Here is an 18,495-nt window from a genome sequence, read left to right as displayed (position 1 = left end):
TCTGCCTCGGGCCGCGCACCGCAGCCTGACCCTGCCGGGGGTAGGCAGAGGCGGGTGTGGCGGACCGCCGCGGACGGCGGCGAGGGTGATGGCCGCAACCCGATGACCAGGCCATGGAGCACACGTTGGAACAGATCGAACTCGGCGGCGTCACCGTCACCCGCGTCAAGGAGTACTACGGGCCCGCCGGCCTCACGCCCCGCGCGTTCGTCCCCGCCGGGCCGGAGGACGCCTGGCACGGCGGCGGCGCCTGGCACGCGCCCGACTTCCTCGACCCCCGCACGAACATCGTCAACACCGCGATCCAGACCTGGCTGCTGCGCAGCGAAGGCAAGACCGTCCTGGTCGACACGGGGGTCGGCAACGACAAGGAGCGCCCGTACTCGCCGGTGTGGAGCCGTCTGCGCACCGACTTCCTGGGGAACCTGGCGCGGGCCGGGGTCGCCCCCGAGGACGTCGACATCGTGGTCAACACCCATCTGCACGTCGACCACGTCGGCTGGAACACGCGCCTGGACGGCCGGGAGTGGGTGCCCACCTTCCCGAACGCCACGTACCTGATCCCCAAGGACGACTTCGACTTCTGGAACCCCGAGAACGGGCACAGGCCCCTGCTCGGCCGCGGCAACCAGAACGTCTTCGAGGACAGCGTCGCCCCCGTGCACCGGGCGGGGCAGGTCCGCCTGTGGGAGGGCGGCCACCGGATCGACGCGAACCTGCGCCTCGACCCGGCGCCCGGGCACACCCCGGGGTCCTGCGTCCTCACCCTCGCGAGCGGGACGGACCGCGCGGTGTTCGTCGGTGACCTGCTGCACAGCCCCGTGCAGATCATCGGCCCGGACCACAACAGCTGCTTCTGCGAGGACCCGGCCGCCGCCCGCGCCACCCGCCGCCGCGTCCTCGGCTGGGCCGCCGACAACAACGCGCTCGTCGTCCCCGCGCACCTGGGGGGCCACGGCGCGGCCGAGGTCGAGCGCGCGGGCGACACGTTCGCCGTCAAGGGGTGGGCGCCGTTCACCAGGTACACGCCCGCCGACGGAGACGAGGCACAGGCATGACCACCGAGACCCGCACCGTGCGGACGGCTCAGGGAGCGGTCGCCGGCATCCGGCAGGACGGCATCGCGGTCTTCCGCGGCATCCCCTACGCCGCGCCCCCGGCCCGGACCGGACGCTTCGCCCCGCCCCGGCCGCACGCCCCCTGGGACGGCGTCCGCGACGCGACCGCGCCCGGCCCGACCGCTCCGCAGGCCGAACGGAACCTCGGCACCATCGACCTGGCGCCCTACTTCGGCAACGGCTGGAGCCGCGGGGACGACTACCTCACCCTCAACGTGTGGACCCCCGATCCCGTCCGCCGCGACCTGCCGGTCATGGTGTTCGCGCACGGCGGCGGCTTCGTGGCGGGGTCGAACCGGGCGGGCCTGTACGACGGCGCCGCGTTCGCCCGCGACGGGGTCGTCCTGGTGACCGTGAACTACCGCCTCGGCATCGCCGGATTCCTCGACCTGCCCGGAGCGCCGCGCAACCGCGGCCTCCTCGACGTCCTCGCCGCCCTGCGCTGGGTGAACGAGAACATCGCCGCGTTCGGCGGTGATCCCGACCGCGTCACGCTCTTCGGCCAGTCCGCGGGCGCGACGCTCACCGGCGCCGTCGTCGCCGCGCCGGAGAGCGACGGGCTCGTACGGCGCGCCATCGTCCAGAGCGGCAGCGGCCTGGGCGCGTTCTCGCCCGAGCAGGCCGCCCGGGTGACGGAGGCGGCGGCAGCAGCGCTGGGCGTCGAGCCGCACGCCGGCGCCTTCGACCGCGTATCCGACGAGCGCCTGGTCGAGGCCGCGTCCGGGCTCGGCGGGATCGACCTGCGGACCGCGACCGCCTACGACCCGTTGATCGGGCTCAGCCCGTTCAGCGTGGTCTTGGACCGGCAGCCCGCCGACGCCGTCGCCGACGGGCGGGGGGCGGGCGTCGATCTCCTCGTCGGCACGAACGCCGAGGAGGGGAACCTCTACCTCGTCCCGTCCGGGGCCTACGACGCCTCGACCATGGCGGACGTCCTCGCCACCGCGGAACGCGCCCATCCCGAGCCCGCCGCGCTCGTCGCGGCCTACCGGGAGGCGGACCCGGAGGCCCCGCCCGCGCGGTTGCGTTCGGCCGTCATGGGCGACGCGCTGTTCGGCGCGGGGAGCCGGGCCCTGGCCGGGGCCCACGCCGCCCGGTCGTCCGGCGCCACCTACGCCTACCTGTTCGACTGGCGTTCGCGCGCACTCGGCGGGCGGCTCGGCGCCGCGCACACGGTGGAACTGCCGTTCGTCTTCGGCCTCGACCCCGCGCCGCTGCGCGGAGAGGACGCGCTGCTCGGCCCCGAGAGCCCCCCGCCCGACCTGGCGGCGCGCACGCACGCCGCCTGGGTCCGCTTCGCGCACACGGGCGACCCCGGCTGGGAGCCGTACGACACGAGCCGCCGGGCCACGATGGTCATCGGCCGCCGCTGGACGCTCCGGGACGACCCCCACGCCTCCGTCCGCCGAGCCTGGGAACGCCGAGCCTGAGAACGCTGAGCCACCCCCCGGCCGTCCGCCCCCCCGGCCGTTCGGGCGGTCAGGGGGCGGTTCCGGTCGCCGGGGCGGGACGGGCGGCGAGCTGGGACTCCAGGCCGTCGAGGATGGCTCGGAGGCCGAACGCGAAGCTGTCGTCGGGCGCGGCGCCGTAGGCGGCGACGGCGTCCGCTTCGAGGCGGGCGCGCAGCCGGGGGAACCGCATCGCGACCTCGCTCGCCCGCGCCATGGTGTCGCGGATCCGCTCCTGCGCGTCGCCGCCGTCCCGGTCGATCCGCCGCGCGAGCGAGGCCGTGGCCGACTCCCCGAGGGCGTTGCCGAGCACGAACATGAAGACGGTCGCCGCCGCCCGGTCGGCCTCGGCGCCGGCGAACCCGGCCGCCTCGTACACCGCGAGGCTGTGGTCGTCGTGCCGCGCCTTGCCGGGGCCGTGGAGCAGGTGGGTGGCCAGCGCCTGCACCAGCCACGGGTGCCGGGTGAGCATCGCGTACAGGTCCGCGGCCATCGACGTCGCGGCGGCCCGCCAGCCGACCGCGCCGGGGTCGGGGAGTCCGACCTCGTCCCACACCAGGTCGCCGGCCAGCACGACGAGGTCGTCCTTGTTCCTGACGTGCCAGTAGACGGCGGTGGCGGCGGAGCCGAGCCGGCGGCCGAGGGCGCGCATGTTGAGCCCCTCCAGGCCGTCCTCGTCCAGCAGCTCGATCGCGGTCTGGACGATCTGGTCCCGGGTCAGCGTGTCGCGCGGCATGGGCCCACGATAGGGCACCCGAAGGCTTCTTGCACAAAGTTCAAGTCAGCACTTGCACAGCGTTCAAGTCGGGGCTAGCGTTCCACTTGAACAAAGTGCAAGTGAGGGCGAGGCGGCCGGACGCACCCGGCGCCGAGCGGGCCCCCCGGTGAGGAGACCATCATGATGATCTTGGTTGCGGCGCTCCAGGTGCTCGTCGCCCTGGCCTTCCTGAGCATCCCGCTCGTCCGCCACCGCTACGGGGCGAGCGCGAAGGCGAACGCGGAGGCGGAGCTGGCGCGCCAGGGCGTCCCCATCACCGTCCTGGAGGACAACAAGATGAGCTTCGACGCCAGCGGGCACGAGACCGCCGCCCCGGCCGCGGTCGCCGCCGTCATGGCGGTCCTCGCCGGGCTCAACCTGTGGGGCAGCGACTGGGGGCAGACCCTGACGCTGGTCTTCCAGTCCCTCGTCCTGGCGGGCAACGCCCTGATCCTCTACAGCCAGGTGACCGCCGTGAAGTCGGTGGAGTCGGCCTTCGCCCGCAAGGGCGACCCGGTGCTCGGACGGGTCAAGGTGCCCGCCCTGCTCAAGGCGGCCGAGAGCGGGTTCCCGTCCTGGACGCCCGTGCTCCAGAACGTCCGGCACACCGTGGTGTTCGCCGCTTCGGCCCTGGCCCTGGCCCTGGCCGCGACGGCCGCCGCCTGACGGGCCGTTTCGAGGGCCGTCCCCCTGCACACCGGGGGACGGCCCTTTTCGTGCCCGGTGTCAGCGCCAGGAGTCGGCGGGCGGGGCCATGCCCGCGCCGGGGAGACCGGCGTAGAAGTCGCCCTTGGGGCAGGAGGTCAGCTCCATCTGCATGCCCCACGGTGTGAGGAAGTAGAACCAGCGCTGCCCCGCCACCGGCGAGTCCGGGGCGACGCCGTTCGGGCCGTCCATCACCACGACGCCGGGGACGGCGGAGATGTAGGCGTGGGCGGCGTCGATGTCGTCCACGTACAGCGCCAGGTGGTGGCCGCCGACGTCGCTGTTGCGGGGCGGGACCGTGCTGCGCTCGGGCGCCTCGTACTCGAAGAGCTCGATGTTCATGGTGCGGCCGAGCCGGACCATCGCGAGCCGGCAGCGGGCGCGCGGGTCCACGTTGAGGCGGCGGGTCATCCCGTCGTCCCGCCCGGAGAACGGGCCGTCGCGGAAGACCAGCTCGCCGCCGAAGTGGTCCGCGAAGAACGCCACCGCGGCGTCCAGGTCGGGGACGGTGTAGGCGGCGTGGTCCACGCCGCGCACGGTCGGGACGCCCCGGGAGGGGTACGCCGAGGACATGGGGGCTCCGATCTCGGAAGGGGTCAGGACGTGAGGTCGCCGGCGGCGGCGACGCGCAGGGCGAGGGCGGCGACGGTGAGCGCCGGGTTCACGGCGGCCGAGGACGGGAACGGCGAGCTGTCCACGACCCACAGGTTCTCGACGTCGTGCGACCGGCAGAACGGGTCGACGACGCTGGACGCCCCGTCGGCGCCCATCCGGGCCGTTCCGCACTGGTGGGACGTCGCCTCGATCCCGAGCTCCTGGTGCAGGACCACGGGGTAGCCGGCGCGGCGCGCGACGCGCTTCATCCGCGCCACCAGCTCCCGGTGCGCCGACCGGTTGGTCGGACGGTACGACAGGACGATGTTCCCCTTGGCGTCCAGCCGCACGCGGTTGTCCCGCAACGGCAGGTCCTCGGTCTGGAGGAACAGGTCGAGGGTCCGGTGCGTGACCGCGTCGAGGATCGGCAGCGGGATGTGCCTGCGCGCGTTCTTGACGTGCGGGCCGCCCAGCTTGCCGAGGCCCTGGACGTTGCCGAGCGGGTGGCGCGTGGTGGGCCCGGCGGCGTACCAGTCGTTGATCCCGAGGGTCTTGTGGAACCCCTCGCCGTTGACGCGGCGCGGGTCGACCGCCACGAAGAACGAGGTGATGTGCCGCATGAAGTTGCGGCCGACCTGGCCCGAGGCGTTCGACAGGCCGGACGGGTGCGCGTCGGACGCCGAGCGCAGCAGCAGCGCGGCGGTGTTGGCGGCGCCCGCCGACACGACGAAGCGCCCGGCCCGGACGGTGATCGTACGGCCGCCGTGCACGATCTCGGCGCCGGTGACCCGCCGCCCGCCGGGGCCGGTGTCCAGCCTCCTGACCTCGGCGTTGGTGAGCAGCCTGACGGTCGGCGAGGCGATCGCGGGCCGTACGGCGCGCACGTCGGCGTCGCCCTTGGCGTCCACCAGGCAGGGGAACGCGTCGCACGTCGGGCAGAGCACGCAGGCCCCGCCGTCGCGCACGTCCACCGCCTGCGGCAGCGCGAACGGCCGCAGGCCCTGCGCGCGCGCCGACGCGGCGAAGTCGGCCATGGCCGGGACGTGCGGCAGGGGCGGGAACGGGAAGTCGGTCGAACGCCACGGGTCGGTCGGGTCGTCGCCCCGGCGGCCGTGGACGAGGAACATCCGCTCGGCCTCGGCGTAGTGCGGTTCGAGGTCGGCGTAGGACAGCGGCCACGCCGGGGAGACCCCGTCCGGGTGCTCGACCGCGCCGAAGTCGTGCTCGCGCAGGCGGGGCAGCGTCGCGCCGTACATCTTCGTGCTGCCGCCGACGTAGTGGTAGTTGCCCGGGACGAACGCCTTGCCCTTGTCGTCGTACCACTCCGGCGAGTTCTTGTACCGGCCCTGGACGTGCACCGCGGTGGGCGACCAGTTGGCGGCCTCGCGCGGGAGGAACCCGCCCTGCTCGACGATCAGCACGCGGGCGCCGGAGTCCCGCAGCGCGTACGCCAGGGTGCCGCCGCCCATGCCGGAGCCGACGATGACGATGTCGCATTCGAGATCGTCCGGTGGCTCCGTGATGACCTTCGGGGTCCCTGGGGCGAATACGTCGTTCAATGCGGCTCCTCCCGATCTGTCCAGCCAGCAGCTTAGGAGCCGCCGCGGCGGCCGAGCAGAGGCATTCCGTGCAGGGGCTCCGCCGGGCGTTGCACACCGCGTGCATGGCGCGCGCCGCGAGTCCGGGGTGGCGAGGGGCCGGACGGTCAGGCCGGGGCGTTCGGGCGTCGCAGCAGGTCCAGCCCCCGTACGGCCAGCAGGAGCCGCTGCCGCACCTCCGGCTCGTCCAGCGAGACGCCCAGCAGGGCCGAGAGCCGGTCGAGGCGGTAGTAGAGGGTCCGGCGCTGCACGTAGAGGGCCTCGGCGGCCCGCGACTTGTTGCCGTCGCAATCCAGGTAGGCGCGCAGGGTGGGCAGCAGCCGGTTGGACGAGCCCGCGTCGTGGCGCAGCAGCGGGCCGAGCTCGTCCTCGACGTAGCCCGCGAGCTCGGGGCCCTCCGCGAGGACGGTCAGCAGCCGCAGCACGCCGAGGTCGTCGAACCGGCGCACCCGCGGGGCCTCGCCGCGCCCGGCGGCGGCGCTCGCGCTGCGGGCCTGCCGCACCGCGGTGTGCAGCAGCGGCGGGTCCACCGCGCGGCTGAGGCCCGCGCGCACGCGGTGGCCGGACAGCACGTCCACGACCCGCTGCTCGGCGGCGGCGGCCGGCAGCCCGACCACCGCGAGGGCGTGGTCGCCGAGGTCGGCGACCACGGTCGGGAACCCCGCCCCGCGCAGCGCCGCGTCCAGCTCCTGCTCGCCGAACGGCCCGTCGGCGCCGTTCCGGTCGACCACCGTCACCACGAGCGTGCGGCCCCGCAGGTCGCGGCCGAGGCGCAGCGCCTTGGCGACGAAGTCCTCGCCGGACAGGTCGCCGAGCATGAGCCGGTTGACCAGGGCGCCCTGCCGCTGCGCCGCGCGGGCGCCGCTGGCGCGCTCGCCGAGCAGCGTGATCGCGACGGCGGCGGCCGTCCGCTCCAGCGCGTACAGGCTCGGCGCGGCCAGCACGTCGCGGCCGTGCAGGACGTGCAGCCAGCCCCAGCGCTCGCCGCGCAGCACGACGGGCCGCCGGGTGCAGTCCACGGGCTCTCCCCGGCGGGCGGCGCACCGGCGGGCGGCGTCCCTCCGGGGGCCGGCCCGCCGGGCGGGGTGCCGTGCAGCACGCGGGAGTGGGTGTTCCAGTCGGCGACGACGCGGTCGGACTCCATGGTCGGGCCCGCGTACGCGAGGACCTGGTGCGCCATGTCCTCCAGCACCACCGGGTGGCCGACCCGGTGCGCCAGCTCGGTGGTCAGCGACAGGTGGTCGGCGCCGTCGAGCAGCAGGTTCATGAACGCCTCGCTGACGGCCTCCTCCGCGCTCAGCTCCTGGAGCCGCATCCCGACGAGCATCTCGTGCACCAGCGCGGACACCTCGGCGAACGGGATCTCGTCGCGCAGCCCGATCAGCGGCAGCCCGTGCCGTTCGGCCTCCTCGGCGACCGCCGGCGGCATCGCGCCGAACGCGCGCCCGGCCAGCTCGACGACCAGCACCGCCGCGCCCGCGGTGGCGATCCGCCGGACGTAGTCGCGCTGCTCGCGCTCGTCGCGGCCGATGCCGAGACCGGCGGTGAGCAGCATCTCCCCGCCGGACAGGAACCGGTAGATGTCGGGGATCTCCCCCGCGTGCACCCACCGCACCGAGCGGTGCAAATTCCGCTCGCCGGCCGCGACCCGCACGCCCGCCTCGCGGAAGATCGGCAGGTCCAGGATCGCCCTGACCGTCGGCTCCATCACACCCCCGCTTCACACCCTGTGCAGCCGCGCGCCCGATCGCGTCACAGACCGAGTCTGTCAGTGATCGTTTGCGTATGGCAAAAATAGGCCGATATCACGCCGTATCTTCGGTATCGCTCCGGCCGGACACCGCCGAATCGACGGCTCCCTTCCCGTCAGCACCACTCCATGGGAGACCACCCAGTGCTCACCACGCTCAAGGCCCCGGCCGCCCCGGCCCCGGCCGACGCCTCCGGACCCGCGCCCGCCGCGCCCGGGGCCGACCCGCGGGTCGCCGAGACCGTCGCGCGGGTCATCGCGGACGTCCGGGCCCACGGCGACGATGCGGTCCGGCGCTACTCGCGCGAGTTCGACTCCTGGGCGCCCGCCTCGTTCCGGCTCGGGCCCGACGAGATCGCCGCGACCGTCGCGGCCGTCCCCGGGACCGTGCTGGACGACCTGCGCTTCGTCCAGCGGCAGGTGCGCGGCTTCGCCCAGGCGCAGCGCGACTCCATCACCGACTTCGAGGTCGAGACGCTGCCCGGCGTCGTGCTCGGGCAGCGCTCCCTGCCGGTGTCCGCGTCCGGCGCGTACGTGCCGGGCGGCCGGTACCCGCTGACCGCCTCCGCGCACATGACGGTGCTGACCGCCAAGGTCGCCGGGGTCGAGCGCGTCGCCGCCACCACCCCGCCGACCGGCGGCGGGCCGCCGCCGGTCAGCGTCGCCGCCATGCACCTGGCGGGGGCGGACGAGATCCACGTGCTCGGCGGCGTGCAGGCCGTCGCGGCGCTCGCGCTCGGCACCGAGACGATCGACCCGGTCAACCTGATCACCGGGCCCGGCAACGCGTACGTCGCCGAGGCGAAGCGGCAGCTGTTCGGCGAGGTCGGCATCGACCTGTTCGCGGGGCCGACCGAGGTCCTCATCGTCGCCGACGACACCGCCGACCCGTTCACGGTCGCCGTGGACCTGCTCAGCCAGGCCGAGCACGGCCCCGACTCGCCCGCCGTGCTCGTCACCACGTCCGAGCGGGTCGGCCGGGCCGTCCTCGCGCACGTGGACGAGCTGCTGCCCGGCCTGCCGACCGCCCCGGTCGCCGGGCCCGCGTGGCGCGACCACGGCGAGGTGCACGTGACCGCCGACCTCGACGCCGCGTACGCGCTGGCCGACGCGTACGCCAGCGAGCACGTCCAGATCCTCACCGCCGAGCCGCGCGCCGCGCTGGAGCGGATGCGCGACTACGGCGCGCTGTTCCTCGGCGAGGGCACCTGCGTGGCGTACGGCGACAAGGTGATCGGCACCAACCACGTGCTGCCCACCCGGGGCGCCGCCCGCTACACCGGCGGCCTGTGGGTCGGCAAGTTCCTCAAGACCGTCACCTACCAGGAGGTGCGCGACCCCGAGTCCAGCGCGTTCCTCGGCGAGGTCTGCGGCCGGGCGTCCCGGCTGGAGAACTTCGAGGGCCACGCCCGCTCGGGCGACCTGCGCGCGGCCCGCTTCGGCGGCCGCCCCCTCACCTGGACCGACCGTGCCGTCCGATGACCGCCCCGCCCCCTGCCGGGACGGGGGCGGCGGGAGCGTGGAAGGCGTGGCGCGGACGGGGCGGAGAGAGGTGAGGTCATGTCGATGACGGACAAGCGCGAGAGCCCGCTGTCCGAGGACGACGGGCATCTCGCGGCGCTCGGCTACGAGCAGAAGTTCGACCGCGAGATGAGCCTGTGGGCCAACTTCGCGCTCGGCTTCCTCTACCTGTCGCCGCTGGTCGGCGTCATCGCGCAGTTCGCGATGGGGCTCACCCAGGCGGGGCCGCCCGCGATGTTCTGGATCTTCGTGGTGGCCGGCGGGCAGTTCCTCGTCGCGCTGGTGTTCGGCGAGATCGTCGCGCAGTACCCGCTGGCCGGCGGCCTCTACCAGTGGGGCCGGCGGCTCTGGGGCGGCCGGTACGCCTGGCTGCTGTCGTGGATCTACATCTGCGGCGTGGTCATCGGCATCACCACGACCGCGCTGTTCAGCGCCGACTTCGTGGCCGGGCTGCTGTTCGGCACGGCGGACGACCCGGGCGCCTCGTCCGCGTCCACGCCCGGCAACAGGCTGCTGATCGCGGTCGCGGTCACCGCGCTCGCGCTGGTGCTGAACATCACCGGCACCAGGACGCTCGCGCGCATCTCCAAGATCGGGCTGGCGGCGGAGCTGGTCGGGGTGCTCGCCGTCGGGCTGTACCTGCTGGCCTTCGAACGGCGCCAGCCGTTCTCGGTGTTCCTCGACACGATGGGCACGGGCCACGGCGGCGGCTACGCCGGGGCGTTCCTCGGCGCGTCCCTGGTCGGGCTGCTGCTGTTCTACGGCTTCGAGGCGTGCGGCGAGGTCGCCGAGGAGGTCCCGGACCCGGCCCGCCGCATCCCGCGCGCCATGCAGCTCACCGTCCTCGTCGGCGGCGGCTCGGCGCTGCTGTCGTTCGCCGGGTACGTGCTGGCCGCCCCCGACCTTCGGGCGATCGTGTCGGGCGACCTCGCCCAGCCGATCCCGGCCATCCTCCAGAACTCGATCGGCACGGTCGGCACCAAGGCGTTCCTCGTGGTCGCGCTGACCTCGTTCCTCGCCTGCGTGATGGGGCAGCAGGCCGCCGCGAGCCGCCTGGTGTTCTCGTTCGCCCGCGACCGGATGTTCCCGGGGAACGCGTGGTTCTCGCGCGTCCACCCGAGGCGCAAGGTCCCGAGGAACGCCCTGCTCGCGGTCAACGTCCCGCCGCTCGCGCTGTACGTGTTCGTGTACTACTCCCCCGACTCGCTGTTCCGGATCGCCGCGTTCCAGATGCTCGCCGGGTACGTCGCGTTCCAGATGGTCGTGCTGGCGGCGCTGCGGATGCGGCTGCGCGGCTGGCGGCCGGGCGGCGCGTGGAGCCTCGGCCGGGCCGGGCTGCCGGTGACCGTCGGCGCCCTGGCGTACGGGGTCGTCGCGATCGTGCTGCTGGCCCGCCCGACCGGGGACGGCGGCCTCGCCTTCTACGACCGGTGGATCGCGCTGATCGGGTTCGCCGTCGTCGTGCTGGTCGGGCTCGCGTACCTGCTCATCGCCCGTCCGGGAGCGGGCTCGACCGCGCCCGAGGGCGACGCGATCGAGATCGCCGACCGGCTCCGCCGCCGCCGTTCCGAGATGGAGGCCCCATGAGACGCGCGCTCTACCTGTACGGCGGATGGCCGGGCCACCGGCCGTACGAGGTCGCCGCCTGGGCCCGGCCGCTGCTGGCCCGGCAGGGGCGCTCACCACCGAGGGTCTGTCCGCCGCGCAGGAGGAGGGCCTGCTGACCGCGGTGGAGGGCGGCGCCGGGGTCGTCGCCTGGCACGGCGCCGCCGCCGCGTTCCGCGCGAGCCTGCGCTACCACCTGATGCTCGGGGGCAGCTTCGCCGAGCACCCGGCGGGCGAGGGCGTGAAGCACCCGTACACGGTGCGGATCACCGACCCCGAGCACGAGATCACCCGCGGCGTGCGCGACTTCCGCGTCGCGTCCGAGCAGTACTACATGCTCGTCGACCCCAACAACCACGTGCTCGCCGAGACGACGTTCACCGGCGAGCACCTGCCCTGGCTGGACGGCCACCGGATGCCGCAGGCGTGGACGCGCCGGTGGGGCGCCGGCCGCGTCTTCTACAGCGCGGTCGGCCACGACGTGGATGACCTGGCCGGCCCGGACGTCACCCGGCTGGTCGAGCAGGGCATCGCCTGGGCCGGCCGCTGACCCCTGGAATCCGAACACGCGCCGCGCACCCGCGCGGACCCGAACACCCCGAAAGGACTGCCAACGTGCCCAAGCTGACGGGCGGCCAGATCATCGCGCGGACCCTGCGCGCGTACGGCGTCGACCATGTGGCCGGGATCCCGGGCCACGGGATCTGGTCGGTCACCGACGCCTTCCTGGACGACGAGTCCCGCATCCCGTTCCACCAGGTGTTCCACGAGCAGAGCGCCGTGCACCTCGCCGACGGCCACTACCGGGTGACGGGGCGGCCGATGGCCGCGCTCGCCTCGATCGGCGCCGGGGCCAGCAACACGCTGATCGGGCTGGCCACCGCGTTCGCCGACTCCACCGGCGTGCTGGTCGTCACCGGCGGCCCGCCCACGCACATGCGGGGCCACGGCCTGCTCCAGGAGCTGGACCGCAACAACGCCAACGACTTCCCGAAGGCCGCCGAGGCGGTGTCGAAGCGGCACTGGGTGGCGACGCGGGTCGAGGAGCTGCCGTTCATCCTGCACCGGTCGTTCAACTCGATGCTCACCGGGCGGCCGGGTCCGGTGCACGTCGAGGTGCCGATGGACGTGCAGGCCGAGAGCGCCGAGGTGGACCTGCACGACCTCGCGCCGCGGCTGCCGGTGGGCCGCCAGTTCCCCGACCCGGCGGCGATCGAGCGCGCCGCCGCCGTGCTGCACGGCGCGCGCAGGCCCGTCCTCGCCCTCGGCGGCGGCGCGATCACCGCCGACGCGTGCGGCGAGGTGCTGGCGCTCGCGGAGCGGTGGCAGATCCCCGTGGTGACCACGTGGAACGGCAAGGGCGCGTTCCCCGAGGACCACGCGCTGTTCGCGGGCAGCGTCGGGCAGACCGGCACGATCCCCGGCAACGCGATCGCCTCGTCGGCCGACGTCGTGGTCGCGGTCGGCTGCCGGTTCACCGACTGGTCGGCGTCCAGCTACGCCAAGGGCGTGAGCTTCTCGATCCCGCCCGCCCGGCTGATCCACATCGACATCGACCCGCACGAGATCGGCAAGAACTACCCGGCGGAGGTCGGCATCGTCGCGGACGCCCGCCGCGCCGTCGAGGCCCTCACCGCCGCGCTGCCCGAGTCGGCCCCGGACCGTCCCGAGTACCTGGAGGAGCTCGCCACCCTCCAGCGCGACTGGGAGGCGCAGCTCTCCTCGCGGCGCGACAGCGACCGCTTCCCGTTCACCTCGCAGCGCCCCCTCGGCGCGCTGCGCAAGGCGCTGCCCCGGGACGCGATCGTCGTCGTCGGGTCGGGCAACACGCAGGGCGCGGTCAAGCAGACGTTCCCGGTGTACGAGCCGCGCACCCACCTGACGTCCGGCGGGTTCTCCACGATGGGCTGGGCGGTGCCCGCCGCCATCGGCGCCAAGCTCGGCCGCCCGGACCGCCACGTCGTCTGCGTGCTCGGCGACGGCGACTTCCTGATGACCGCGCAGGAGATCGCCCTGTGCGTGACCGGGAACATCCCGGTGGTGTTCGTCGTGCAGAACAACAGCGGCTACCTGTCGATCCGCGGCGGGCAGCGCAAGCTGACGTCCCGGCACATCGGGACGGAGTTCAACCGCCCGTCCGGCGAGCCGTACAGCCCCGACTTCGCCGCGCTGGGCCGCGCGTTCGGCCTGGAGTCGTGGCGCGTGGACGGCCCGGACGCGCTGGAGCCGACGCTGCGCAAGGCCATCGCCTCCGGCGGCCCGGCCCTGGTCGAGGTCCCCACCGACCGGGACGCCGCCGGACCGTGGACGCCGGGCTGGTGGGACTTCCCCGTCCCCGCCTACATCACCGACGACCGCCAGGCCGACTACCACCGCACCCGAGCCACCGAACAACACCTCTAACCCCTCCCAGGACCTGCCCACTCCTCCCCCAACCGGACCGGCCCCCTCCTACGGAGGGGACCGGTCCCTTCCCAACCCATTCCGTTCTGCCCCGCCCCATTGCGGGGTCAGGCGGTCAGGGGGCGGGTGGCGCTTTCGGTGATGGTTCGGAGGGCGTCGCAGTGGGCGGTGAAGGCTTCGCGGCCCTCGGCGGTGATCGAGAGCCAGGTGCGGGGGCGCTTGCCCACGTAGCCCTTGGTGACCTTGAGGTAGCCGGCCTTCTCCAGGGTGGCGACCTGCTTGGACAGGACCGAGTCGCTCACCTCGACGGTGTCGCGCACGAAGCCGAACTCGGCCTTCTCGGCGGCGGCCAGCGTCGCCATGATGGAGAAGCGGACGGGGGCGTGGATCACCTCGTCCAGCGCGTGCCTCGGGTGGTTCACCATGCCGCCCGCGGGGCCGTGCGCCGGGACGTGAGCCAGGCGCTCGCCAGGCCGGGCGCCGAGACCGCCGCGGCGGCGGGCAGCCACCAGGCCAGGTCGCCGGGGAACGCGGGGATGCCGACCGCCAGCGCGGCGCCGTACAGCACTCCCCAGGCGCCGATCATCACGCCGTGCGAACGCGCCATGCCGCGGTGCGCGACGGGCTGCCGCGCGGCGTAGACCGTCAGCGCGACGATCGCGGGGACCCACAGGGCCATGCTGACCACGACCCCCGCGGCGCCCTCGAACAGCCCGAGCGCCAGCACCATGGCGAACGACGTCACCCCGTACGCCAGTTGGTAGCGCACCAGCCAGCGCGAACGCCGGTTGACCGCGTCCCTGAGCCCGTCGGCGCGCGCGAGCGCCTCCGCGGCGTCCATCGAATCGGTCTCGGCCATCGGCACTCCTCCTCAACGTGAGGGTGCCATCATGGCAAATACTTTCCAGATTGGCAAGTACTTTCCGGAGAGGGCCGCCGCGCCGTGCGGGGACGGCGCGGCGGCCCGGTTCAGCGTGCCGGGAGGGAGGCTTGGACGGCGGCGAAGGCGTCCAGCCGTCCCTGCCCGTAGACGTTGTTGTTCTCGGCCGTGCCGCCGCAACCGAGGTCGGAGGCGTCCACGGCCGTGGCGTCGAGGATCTGGCGGGTCCGCTGGACGTCGCCGACGAGGGCGGGGTTGGCCGACCACATCAGCGCGACCGTCCCGGCGACGTGCGGGGTGGCCATCGAGGTGCCGGACAGGACGGCGTAGCCGCCGCCGGGCGACACCGAGCGGATGTCGGCGCCGGGCGCGGCGATGTTCGGCTTGGTCCCGCCGTCCAGCGCGGACGGGCCGCGGCTGGAGTTGTTCCAGATCGCGTCCGTGCCGCCGGTCGCGCCGACGGTGTAGGCGGCGGGACCGTGGCCGGGCGGGACGGTCGTGCCGCACGCGGGGCCGCTGTTGCCCGCGCCGAACACCGGGAAGATCCCGACGCCGACCCAGTTGTCGATCATGTCGGCGAAGAAGTCGTTCTCCCAGTTGGCCCAGCCCCAGGAGTTGGTCACGACGTTCGCCGCCAGGTCGGGCCGGGGGTCGGCGCCGTTGAGGTCGGTCGGCGCCATGACCCACTGGCCGGACCTCAGCAGGCCCTCCTGGAGGAGGAAGACCCCGCCGGCCGCCGCGGAGATCCACTTCGCGCCGGGCGCCACGCCGATCTGGTTGCCGGCGCCGTCGTCGCCGACCGCCGTGCCGATGGTGTGCGAACCGTGTCCGCCGGAGTCCAGGTCGCAGGGCACGCCCGCGGGCTTGCCCAGTTTCGGGCAGTTGTCCATCGCGTCCAGCCAGTTGTAGGCGTGGCTCACGGTCCCGTCCGGCGCCCGGCCGCGGTAGTGGCCCAGCAGGGCCGGGTGGTCGAACCGCGCGCCGGTGTCGATGCCGGCGACGACGATGTTCTCGCCCCGGACGCCGAGGTCCTGCCAGACCTTGGGGGCGCGGATCCGCTCGATGTTCCATTCCGGCCCGGCGGCCTTGGCCGCGGCGCTCGCCGGCGCGGCCGGCGCACGCCGCACCTGCTGCCGCCGCTGGAGGCCGGTCACCTCGGGACGTGCGGCGATCCTGGCCGCGAGGGCGGCGTCGGCGTTCCGCACCAGGACGGTGTTGACGATCCAGAACGACTCGAAGTCCGCGCCCTCGGCGGTGAGCATCCGCCGCAGGCCGCGCTGGTCGCGTTCGGCGGCGGCGGTCAGCGCCCGGTATCCGGCGGCGGCCCGTTCGGAGTGCCGCCGGAGTTTCCTGACGGAGGTGAGGTCGGCGCGGCCCTTCAGCCGTACGAAGAAGGTCGCGCGGCCGTCCCGGCGGAGCTCGGAGGCCAGCGAGGGCGTGATCTTGGCGGTATCGGCGGCCTCCCCGCCGGACGCGCTGAACGCGCTGGAAGCGCTGGAAGCCGTTCCGGCCGTCAGGACGAGCGCGAGGGCCAAAAGCCCGGCCCGCAGCGGCATGACAATTCTACGTTGCACAGGTCTCCCTAAGAGGGGTCCACGAAAGCGGCTCGCCGCCGCGAAAGCGCATTTCACCGTTCGGTGGCCTCTGAACGGTCCGGACGCCTGCGGCGCGATGCGCTGCGAATTTGTTCCGGGAATGCCACCGCCCGCGCGGGCGGTGGCATTCGGAGGGGATCAGTTCTTCTGAGCCGCAGCGAGCGGGGGCAGCAATTCGGGCTTCCAGGTGCCGCCTGCGGAAGTCCACTGCACCGCGTCGCGGGAGCCGTCGCCCTTCTCGGCGCTCCCGACGGCCCGGCCTGCGCCGTTGACCGCCTGGGCCTGGCCGCCCGTCGCGCCCGCGGGGAGCCCGAGGTCGGCGGCGGAGCCGTTCTCCCACACGGCGGGGTGCGGCGGCGGACCGGACACGCCGACGACCTGGCCGGCGTCGTTCAGGGCGTTGGCGCTGCCGTTGCCGAGGCCCGGCAGGGCGCCGAGGTCGGTGATCTTCCCGTCCGTCCACACCACCGCGTGGCTCGCGCCGTCCTCGGCGGTCGCCGTGCCGACGATCCGGCCGTCGGACGCGATGCCCTCGGCCCAGCTGCTGGTGCCTCCGGGCAGCGTGCCGAGGTCGACGGGCGCCCGGCGGCCCTCCCACAGCACGGCCCGGTTGCCGCCGGGGACCTGGGACGTTCCGACGACCTGGCCCTTGGCGTTCGCGTCGTTGGCCACGCTGACCCGTCCGCCGGGCAGCTCGCCGAGCGCGGTCGGCTTACCGCCGGTCCACAGCGTGGCGTGCATGTCGGTCAGGAACGTGCCGGACCAGCCGGCGACCTGCCCCTGGTCGTTGATCGCCGTGCCCCAGGCGTCCTGGCCGGGGACCGGGGGCGCGAGTTCGACCGGCCTGCCGCCCGACCACAGCACGCCCCGCGTGTAGCCGTTGGGGAACTTGTTGTCGCCCGACCAACCGACGACGTCGCCGGCGGTGTTGACGCCGAACGCCTCGCTGGCGCGGTCGCCGGGGTTCAGGACCCCGAGGTCAGTGGGCTTGCCCCCGTCCCACAGCACGGCGCGGGAGGCTCCGCCGACATCGGAGTCCCCGACGATCCGTCCGGCGTCGTTGATGTCGGACGCCCGGGTGACGCCCGTGCCCGCGGCGCGCTCGGCGTCGGCCCGCATCGCGTCGGCGCCCGCCGGGCCGTACAGCGTCGTCGCGCCGGAGGACGCGGCGCGCGCCGTCCCGCCGGGGCCGGACGGTCCGGACGGGGCGGACGGGGCAGCCGAGGCCGGTGGGGCCGCCAGTCCGGCGACGGCGGTCAAGGTGATGCTCGCAGTGGCCAGTCCGCTGCGGATGCGCATGAATGGTTCCCCCTCTGAGATCGTGCCGCCCGCGATCATCGTCAGGGGTCCGCTCGGCGCCGGGCGCGGTGTTTCAGGCCAGCCTGAAAATATGTCCTGATGCGGCCATGCCGGGAATCGGGGGAAGGGCGCCGCGTTTGACAGCCAGAGGACCGTACCGCCGGAGGCCCCCCGCTCATGCTGCGCATTGTTTTCACCCGCGAGGATATGGGATTCGTCCGTCTCGCCAATGAACCCGACCCGCTCTGGGAAATATTGTTGAGTCTGCATAAGATTTCCGACGGAGAGGGCTCGTTGATCTTCGACGGGTGGCGGCGGCGGGTGGTGCGCCGCCTTCCCCGCTCGACGCGCTGGCTGCTGGAGCTGGCTCCGGCGCGCGGGACGTCGCCCGACTTCCTGACGCCCGGCGCCCGCACGCTGGAGGAGGGCCTCGCCCTGATCCGGTCCACCCCGGCCGAACGGATCCGCGCCGAGCTGGCCCGTACGGCGCGCCGCGGCGGGGAGGCCGACCCGCGCACCGCCGCGCTGGTCGAGGGCGACGAGCGGGCGCTCGCGGCTCTGGTCGCCACGCTCCGCGACTACCACCGGTCGGCGCTGGCGCCGTACTGGCCCCGGATCCAGGCGCAGGTGCACACCGACCTCGCGACCCGCGGGCAGCTCCTCCTGCACGAGGGCGTCGACGGGACGCTCGCGGGGCTGCTTCCCGGCTCCCGCTGGAGGCCGCCGGTCCTGGAGCTGCCGTACCCGGTGGACCGGGAGCTGCGCCTGGACGGCCGCGGGCTGCGGCTGCTGCCCTCCCTGTTCTGCTGGCGGCGGCCCGTCACGCTCGTCGATCCGGCCCGCCCGCCGGTGCTGGTCCTCCCGGCGGGCCCGGATCCGGGCTGGCTGTCGGCGGCGTCGCCGGCGCCCACGCACCGGTCGCTCGCCGCGCTGCTCGGCCGCACGCGGGCCGTGGTGCTGACCACGATCGCGGCGCAGGCTGCCACCACCACTCAGATCGCGAGGCGTACGGGCGTGTCCGTCGCGGCGGCCAGCCAGCACGCGACCGTGCTCCGCGAGGCGGGGCTGATCGCCACCCAGCGCCGGGGCAACCGCTCCATCCACAGCGTGACGCCCGCCGCCACGAAGCTGATCGGGGGCGCCGCGCCCGACCCGTCCTGAGCCGCGCCGCCGCACCGCCGCCGTTCCGCCGCGCCGCCGCACCGCCGCCCGCCGATTACTT

At 74.3% G+C, this 18,495-nt stretch carries 17 protein-coding genes; 8 read left to right on the top strand and 9 right to left on the bottom strand.

The genetic code is table 11. The annotated features are described in order from the left end of the window. Positions 1–125 precede the first annotated feature (125 nt). Together GEV43_RS31795 and GEV43_RS31790 are read left to right on the top strand one after the other, a co-directional pair. The gene (locus tag GEV43_RS31795) at positions 126–1,058 is read left to right on the top strand and encodes an MBL fold metallo-hydrolase (protein WP_160823828.1); all 933 of its coding nucleotides are present in this window, start codon (positions 126–128) and stop codon (positions 1,056–1,058) included. Beyond that, positions 1,055–2,548 carry a carboxylesterase/lipase family protein gene (locus GEV43_RS31790; RefSeq protein ID WP_160823827.1) on the top strand — a complete coding sequence of 498 codons (1,494 nt, stop codon included), beginning with the start codon at positions 1,055–1,057 and terminating at the stop codon, positions 2,546–2,548. The genes GEV43_RS31795 and GEV43_RS31790 overlap by 4 nt, the downstream gene beginning before the upstream one ends. Positions 2,549–2,597: 49 nt before the next feature. On the opposite strand, the gene GEV43_RS31785 is transcribed toward GEV43_RS31790, so the two are convergent. Beyond that, positions 2,598–3,302 (bottom strand): TetR/AcrR family transcriptional regulator, encoded by a 705-nt coding sequence (locus tag GEV43_RS31785; RefSeq protein ID WP_160823826.1) that lies wholly within the window; start codon positions 3,300–3,302, stop codon positions 2,598–2,600. 162 nt (positions 3,303–3,464) lie between these two features. On the opposite strand from GEV43_RS31785, the gene GEV43_RS31780 reads away from it, so the two are divergent. Continuing rightward, on the top strand, positions 3,465–3,989 hold the full coding sequence (locus tag GEV43_RS31780; protein WP_160823825.1) for a hypothetical protein: 525 nt from the start codon (positions 3,465–3,467) through the stop codon (positions 3,987–3,989). A gap of 60 nt (positions 3,990–4,049) precedes the next feature. Here GEV43_RS31780 and GEV43_RS31775 read toward each other — a convergent pair whose 3' ends face one another. From GEV43_RS31775 to GEV43_RS48395, 4 genes are all read right to left on the bottom strand, one after another. After that, positions 4,050–4,601, bottom strand: a complete 552-nt coding sequence (locus GEV43_RS31775; RefSeq protein WP_160823824.1) for a VOC family protein — start codon at positions 4,599–4,601, stop codon at positions 4,050–4,052. A gap of 23 nt (positions 4,602–4,624) precedes the next feature. Then, positions 4,625–6,181: a GMC family oxidoreductase gene (locus tag GEV43_RS31770; RefSeq protein WP_160823823.1), complete on the bottom strand. Its 1,557-nt coding sequence runs from the start codon at positions 6,179–6,181 to the stop codon at positions 4,625–4,627. A 146-nt stretch (positions 6,182–6,327) separates the two neighbouring features. Next, complete coding sequence (locus GEV43_RS48400; protein WP_206681354.1) at positions 6,328–7,038, bottom strand: CdaR family transcriptional regulator; 711 nt, start codon at positions 7,036–7,038, stop codon at positions 6,328–6,330. Beyond that, complete coding sequence (locus tag GEV43_RS48395) at positions 6,954–7,928, bottom strand: PucR family transcriptional regulator ligand-binding domain-containing protein (protein ID WP_241684026.1); 975 nt, start codon at positions 7,926–7,928, stop codon at positions 6,954–6,956. Before GEV43_RS48395 ends, GEV43_RS48400 begins: the two co-directional genes overlap by 85 nt. 171 nt (positions 7,929–8,099) lie before the next feature. Here GEV43_RS48395 and hisD point away from each other — a divergent pair, with 171 nt between their 5' ends. From hisD to GEV43_RS31745, 4 genes are all read left to right on the top strand, one after another. Next, positions 8,100–9,452 carry a histidinol dehydrogenase gene (gene hisD / locus GEV43_RS31760; protein WP_160823822.1) on the top strand — a complete coding sequence of 451 codons (1,353 nt, stop codon included), beginning with the start codon at positions 8,100–8,102 and terminating at the stop codon, positions 9,450–9,452. A 78-nt stretch (positions 9,453–9,530) separates the two neighbouring features. After that, positions 9,531–11,078 carry an APC family permease gene (locus GEV43_RS31755; protein WP_160823821.1) on the top strand — a complete coding sequence of 516 codons (1,548 nt, stop codon included), beginning with the start codon at positions 9,531–9,533 and terminating at the stop codon, positions 11,076–11,078. 25 nt (positions 11,079–11,103) lie between these two features. Continuing rightward, on the top strand, positions 11,104–11,646 hold the full coding sequence (locus GEV43_RS31750; RefSeq protein ID WP_206681352.1) for a ThuA domain-containing protein: 543 nt from the start codon (positions 11,104–11,106) through the stop codon (positions 11,644–11,646). A 65-nt stretch (positions 11,647–11,711) separates the two neighbouring features. Then, positions 11,712–13,499, top strand: a complete 1,788-nt coding sequence (locus GEV43_RS31745; RefSeq protein WP_160823820.1) for a thiamine pyrophosphate-binding protein — start codon at positions 11,712–11,714, stop codon at positions 13,497–13,499. A 107-nt stretch (positions 13,500–13,606) separates the two neighbouring features. Here GEV43_RS31745 and GEV43_RS31740 read toward each other — a convergent pair whose 3' ends face one another. The 4 genes from GEV43_RS31740 to GEV43_RS31725 form a co-directional block, all read right to left on the bottom strand. Continuing rightward, a complete protein-coding gene (locus GEV43_RS31740; RefSeq protein WP_160823819.1) occupies positions 13,607–13,924 on the bottom strand; it encodes a transcriptional regulator in 318 nt (105 codons plus the stop codon). After that, positions 13,918–14,358, bottom strand: a complete 441-nt coding sequence (locus GEV43_RS31735; protein ID WP_160823818.1) for a hypothetical protein — start codon at positions 14,356–14,358, stop codon at positions 13,918–13,920. Before GEV43_RS31735 ends, GEV43_RS31740 begins: the two co-directional genes overlap by 7 nt. Positions 14,359–14,468: 110 nt before the next feature. Beyond that, a complete protein-coding gene (locus GEV43_RS31730; RefSeq protein ID WP_160823817.1) occupies positions 14,469–15,935 on the bottom strand; it encodes a S8 family serine peptidase in 1,467 nt (488 codons plus the stop codon). A gap of 177 nt (positions 15,936–16,112) precedes the next feature. Continuing rightward, the gene (locus GEV43_RS31725) at positions 16,113–17,273 is read right to left on the bottom strand and encodes a hypothetical protein (RefSeq protein ID WP_160823816.1); all 1,161 of its coding nucleotides are present in this window, start codon (positions 17,271–17,273) and stop codon (positions 16,113–16,115) included. 294 nt (positions 17,274–17,567) lie between these two features. Here GEV43_RS31725 and GEV43_RS31720 point away from each other — a divergent pair, with 294 nt between their 5' ends. Beyond that, positions 17,568–18,434 carry a helix-turn-helix domain-containing protein gene (locus GEV43_RS31720; protein ID WP_206681351.1) on the top strand — a complete coding sequence of 289 codons (867 nt, stop codon included), beginning with the start codon at positions 17,568–17,570 and terminating at the stop codon, positions 18,432–18,434. Positions 18,435–18,495 lie beyond the last annotated feature (61 nt).

It is taken from the genome of Actinomadura sp. J1-007 (assembly GCF_009793335.1).
Classification (GTDB): Bacteria; Actinomycetota; Actinomycetes; order Streptosporangiales; family Streptosporangiaceae; genus Spirillospora; species Spirillospora yumaensis.
This window is presented reverse-complemented; position numbering and strand designations above follow the sequence as displayed.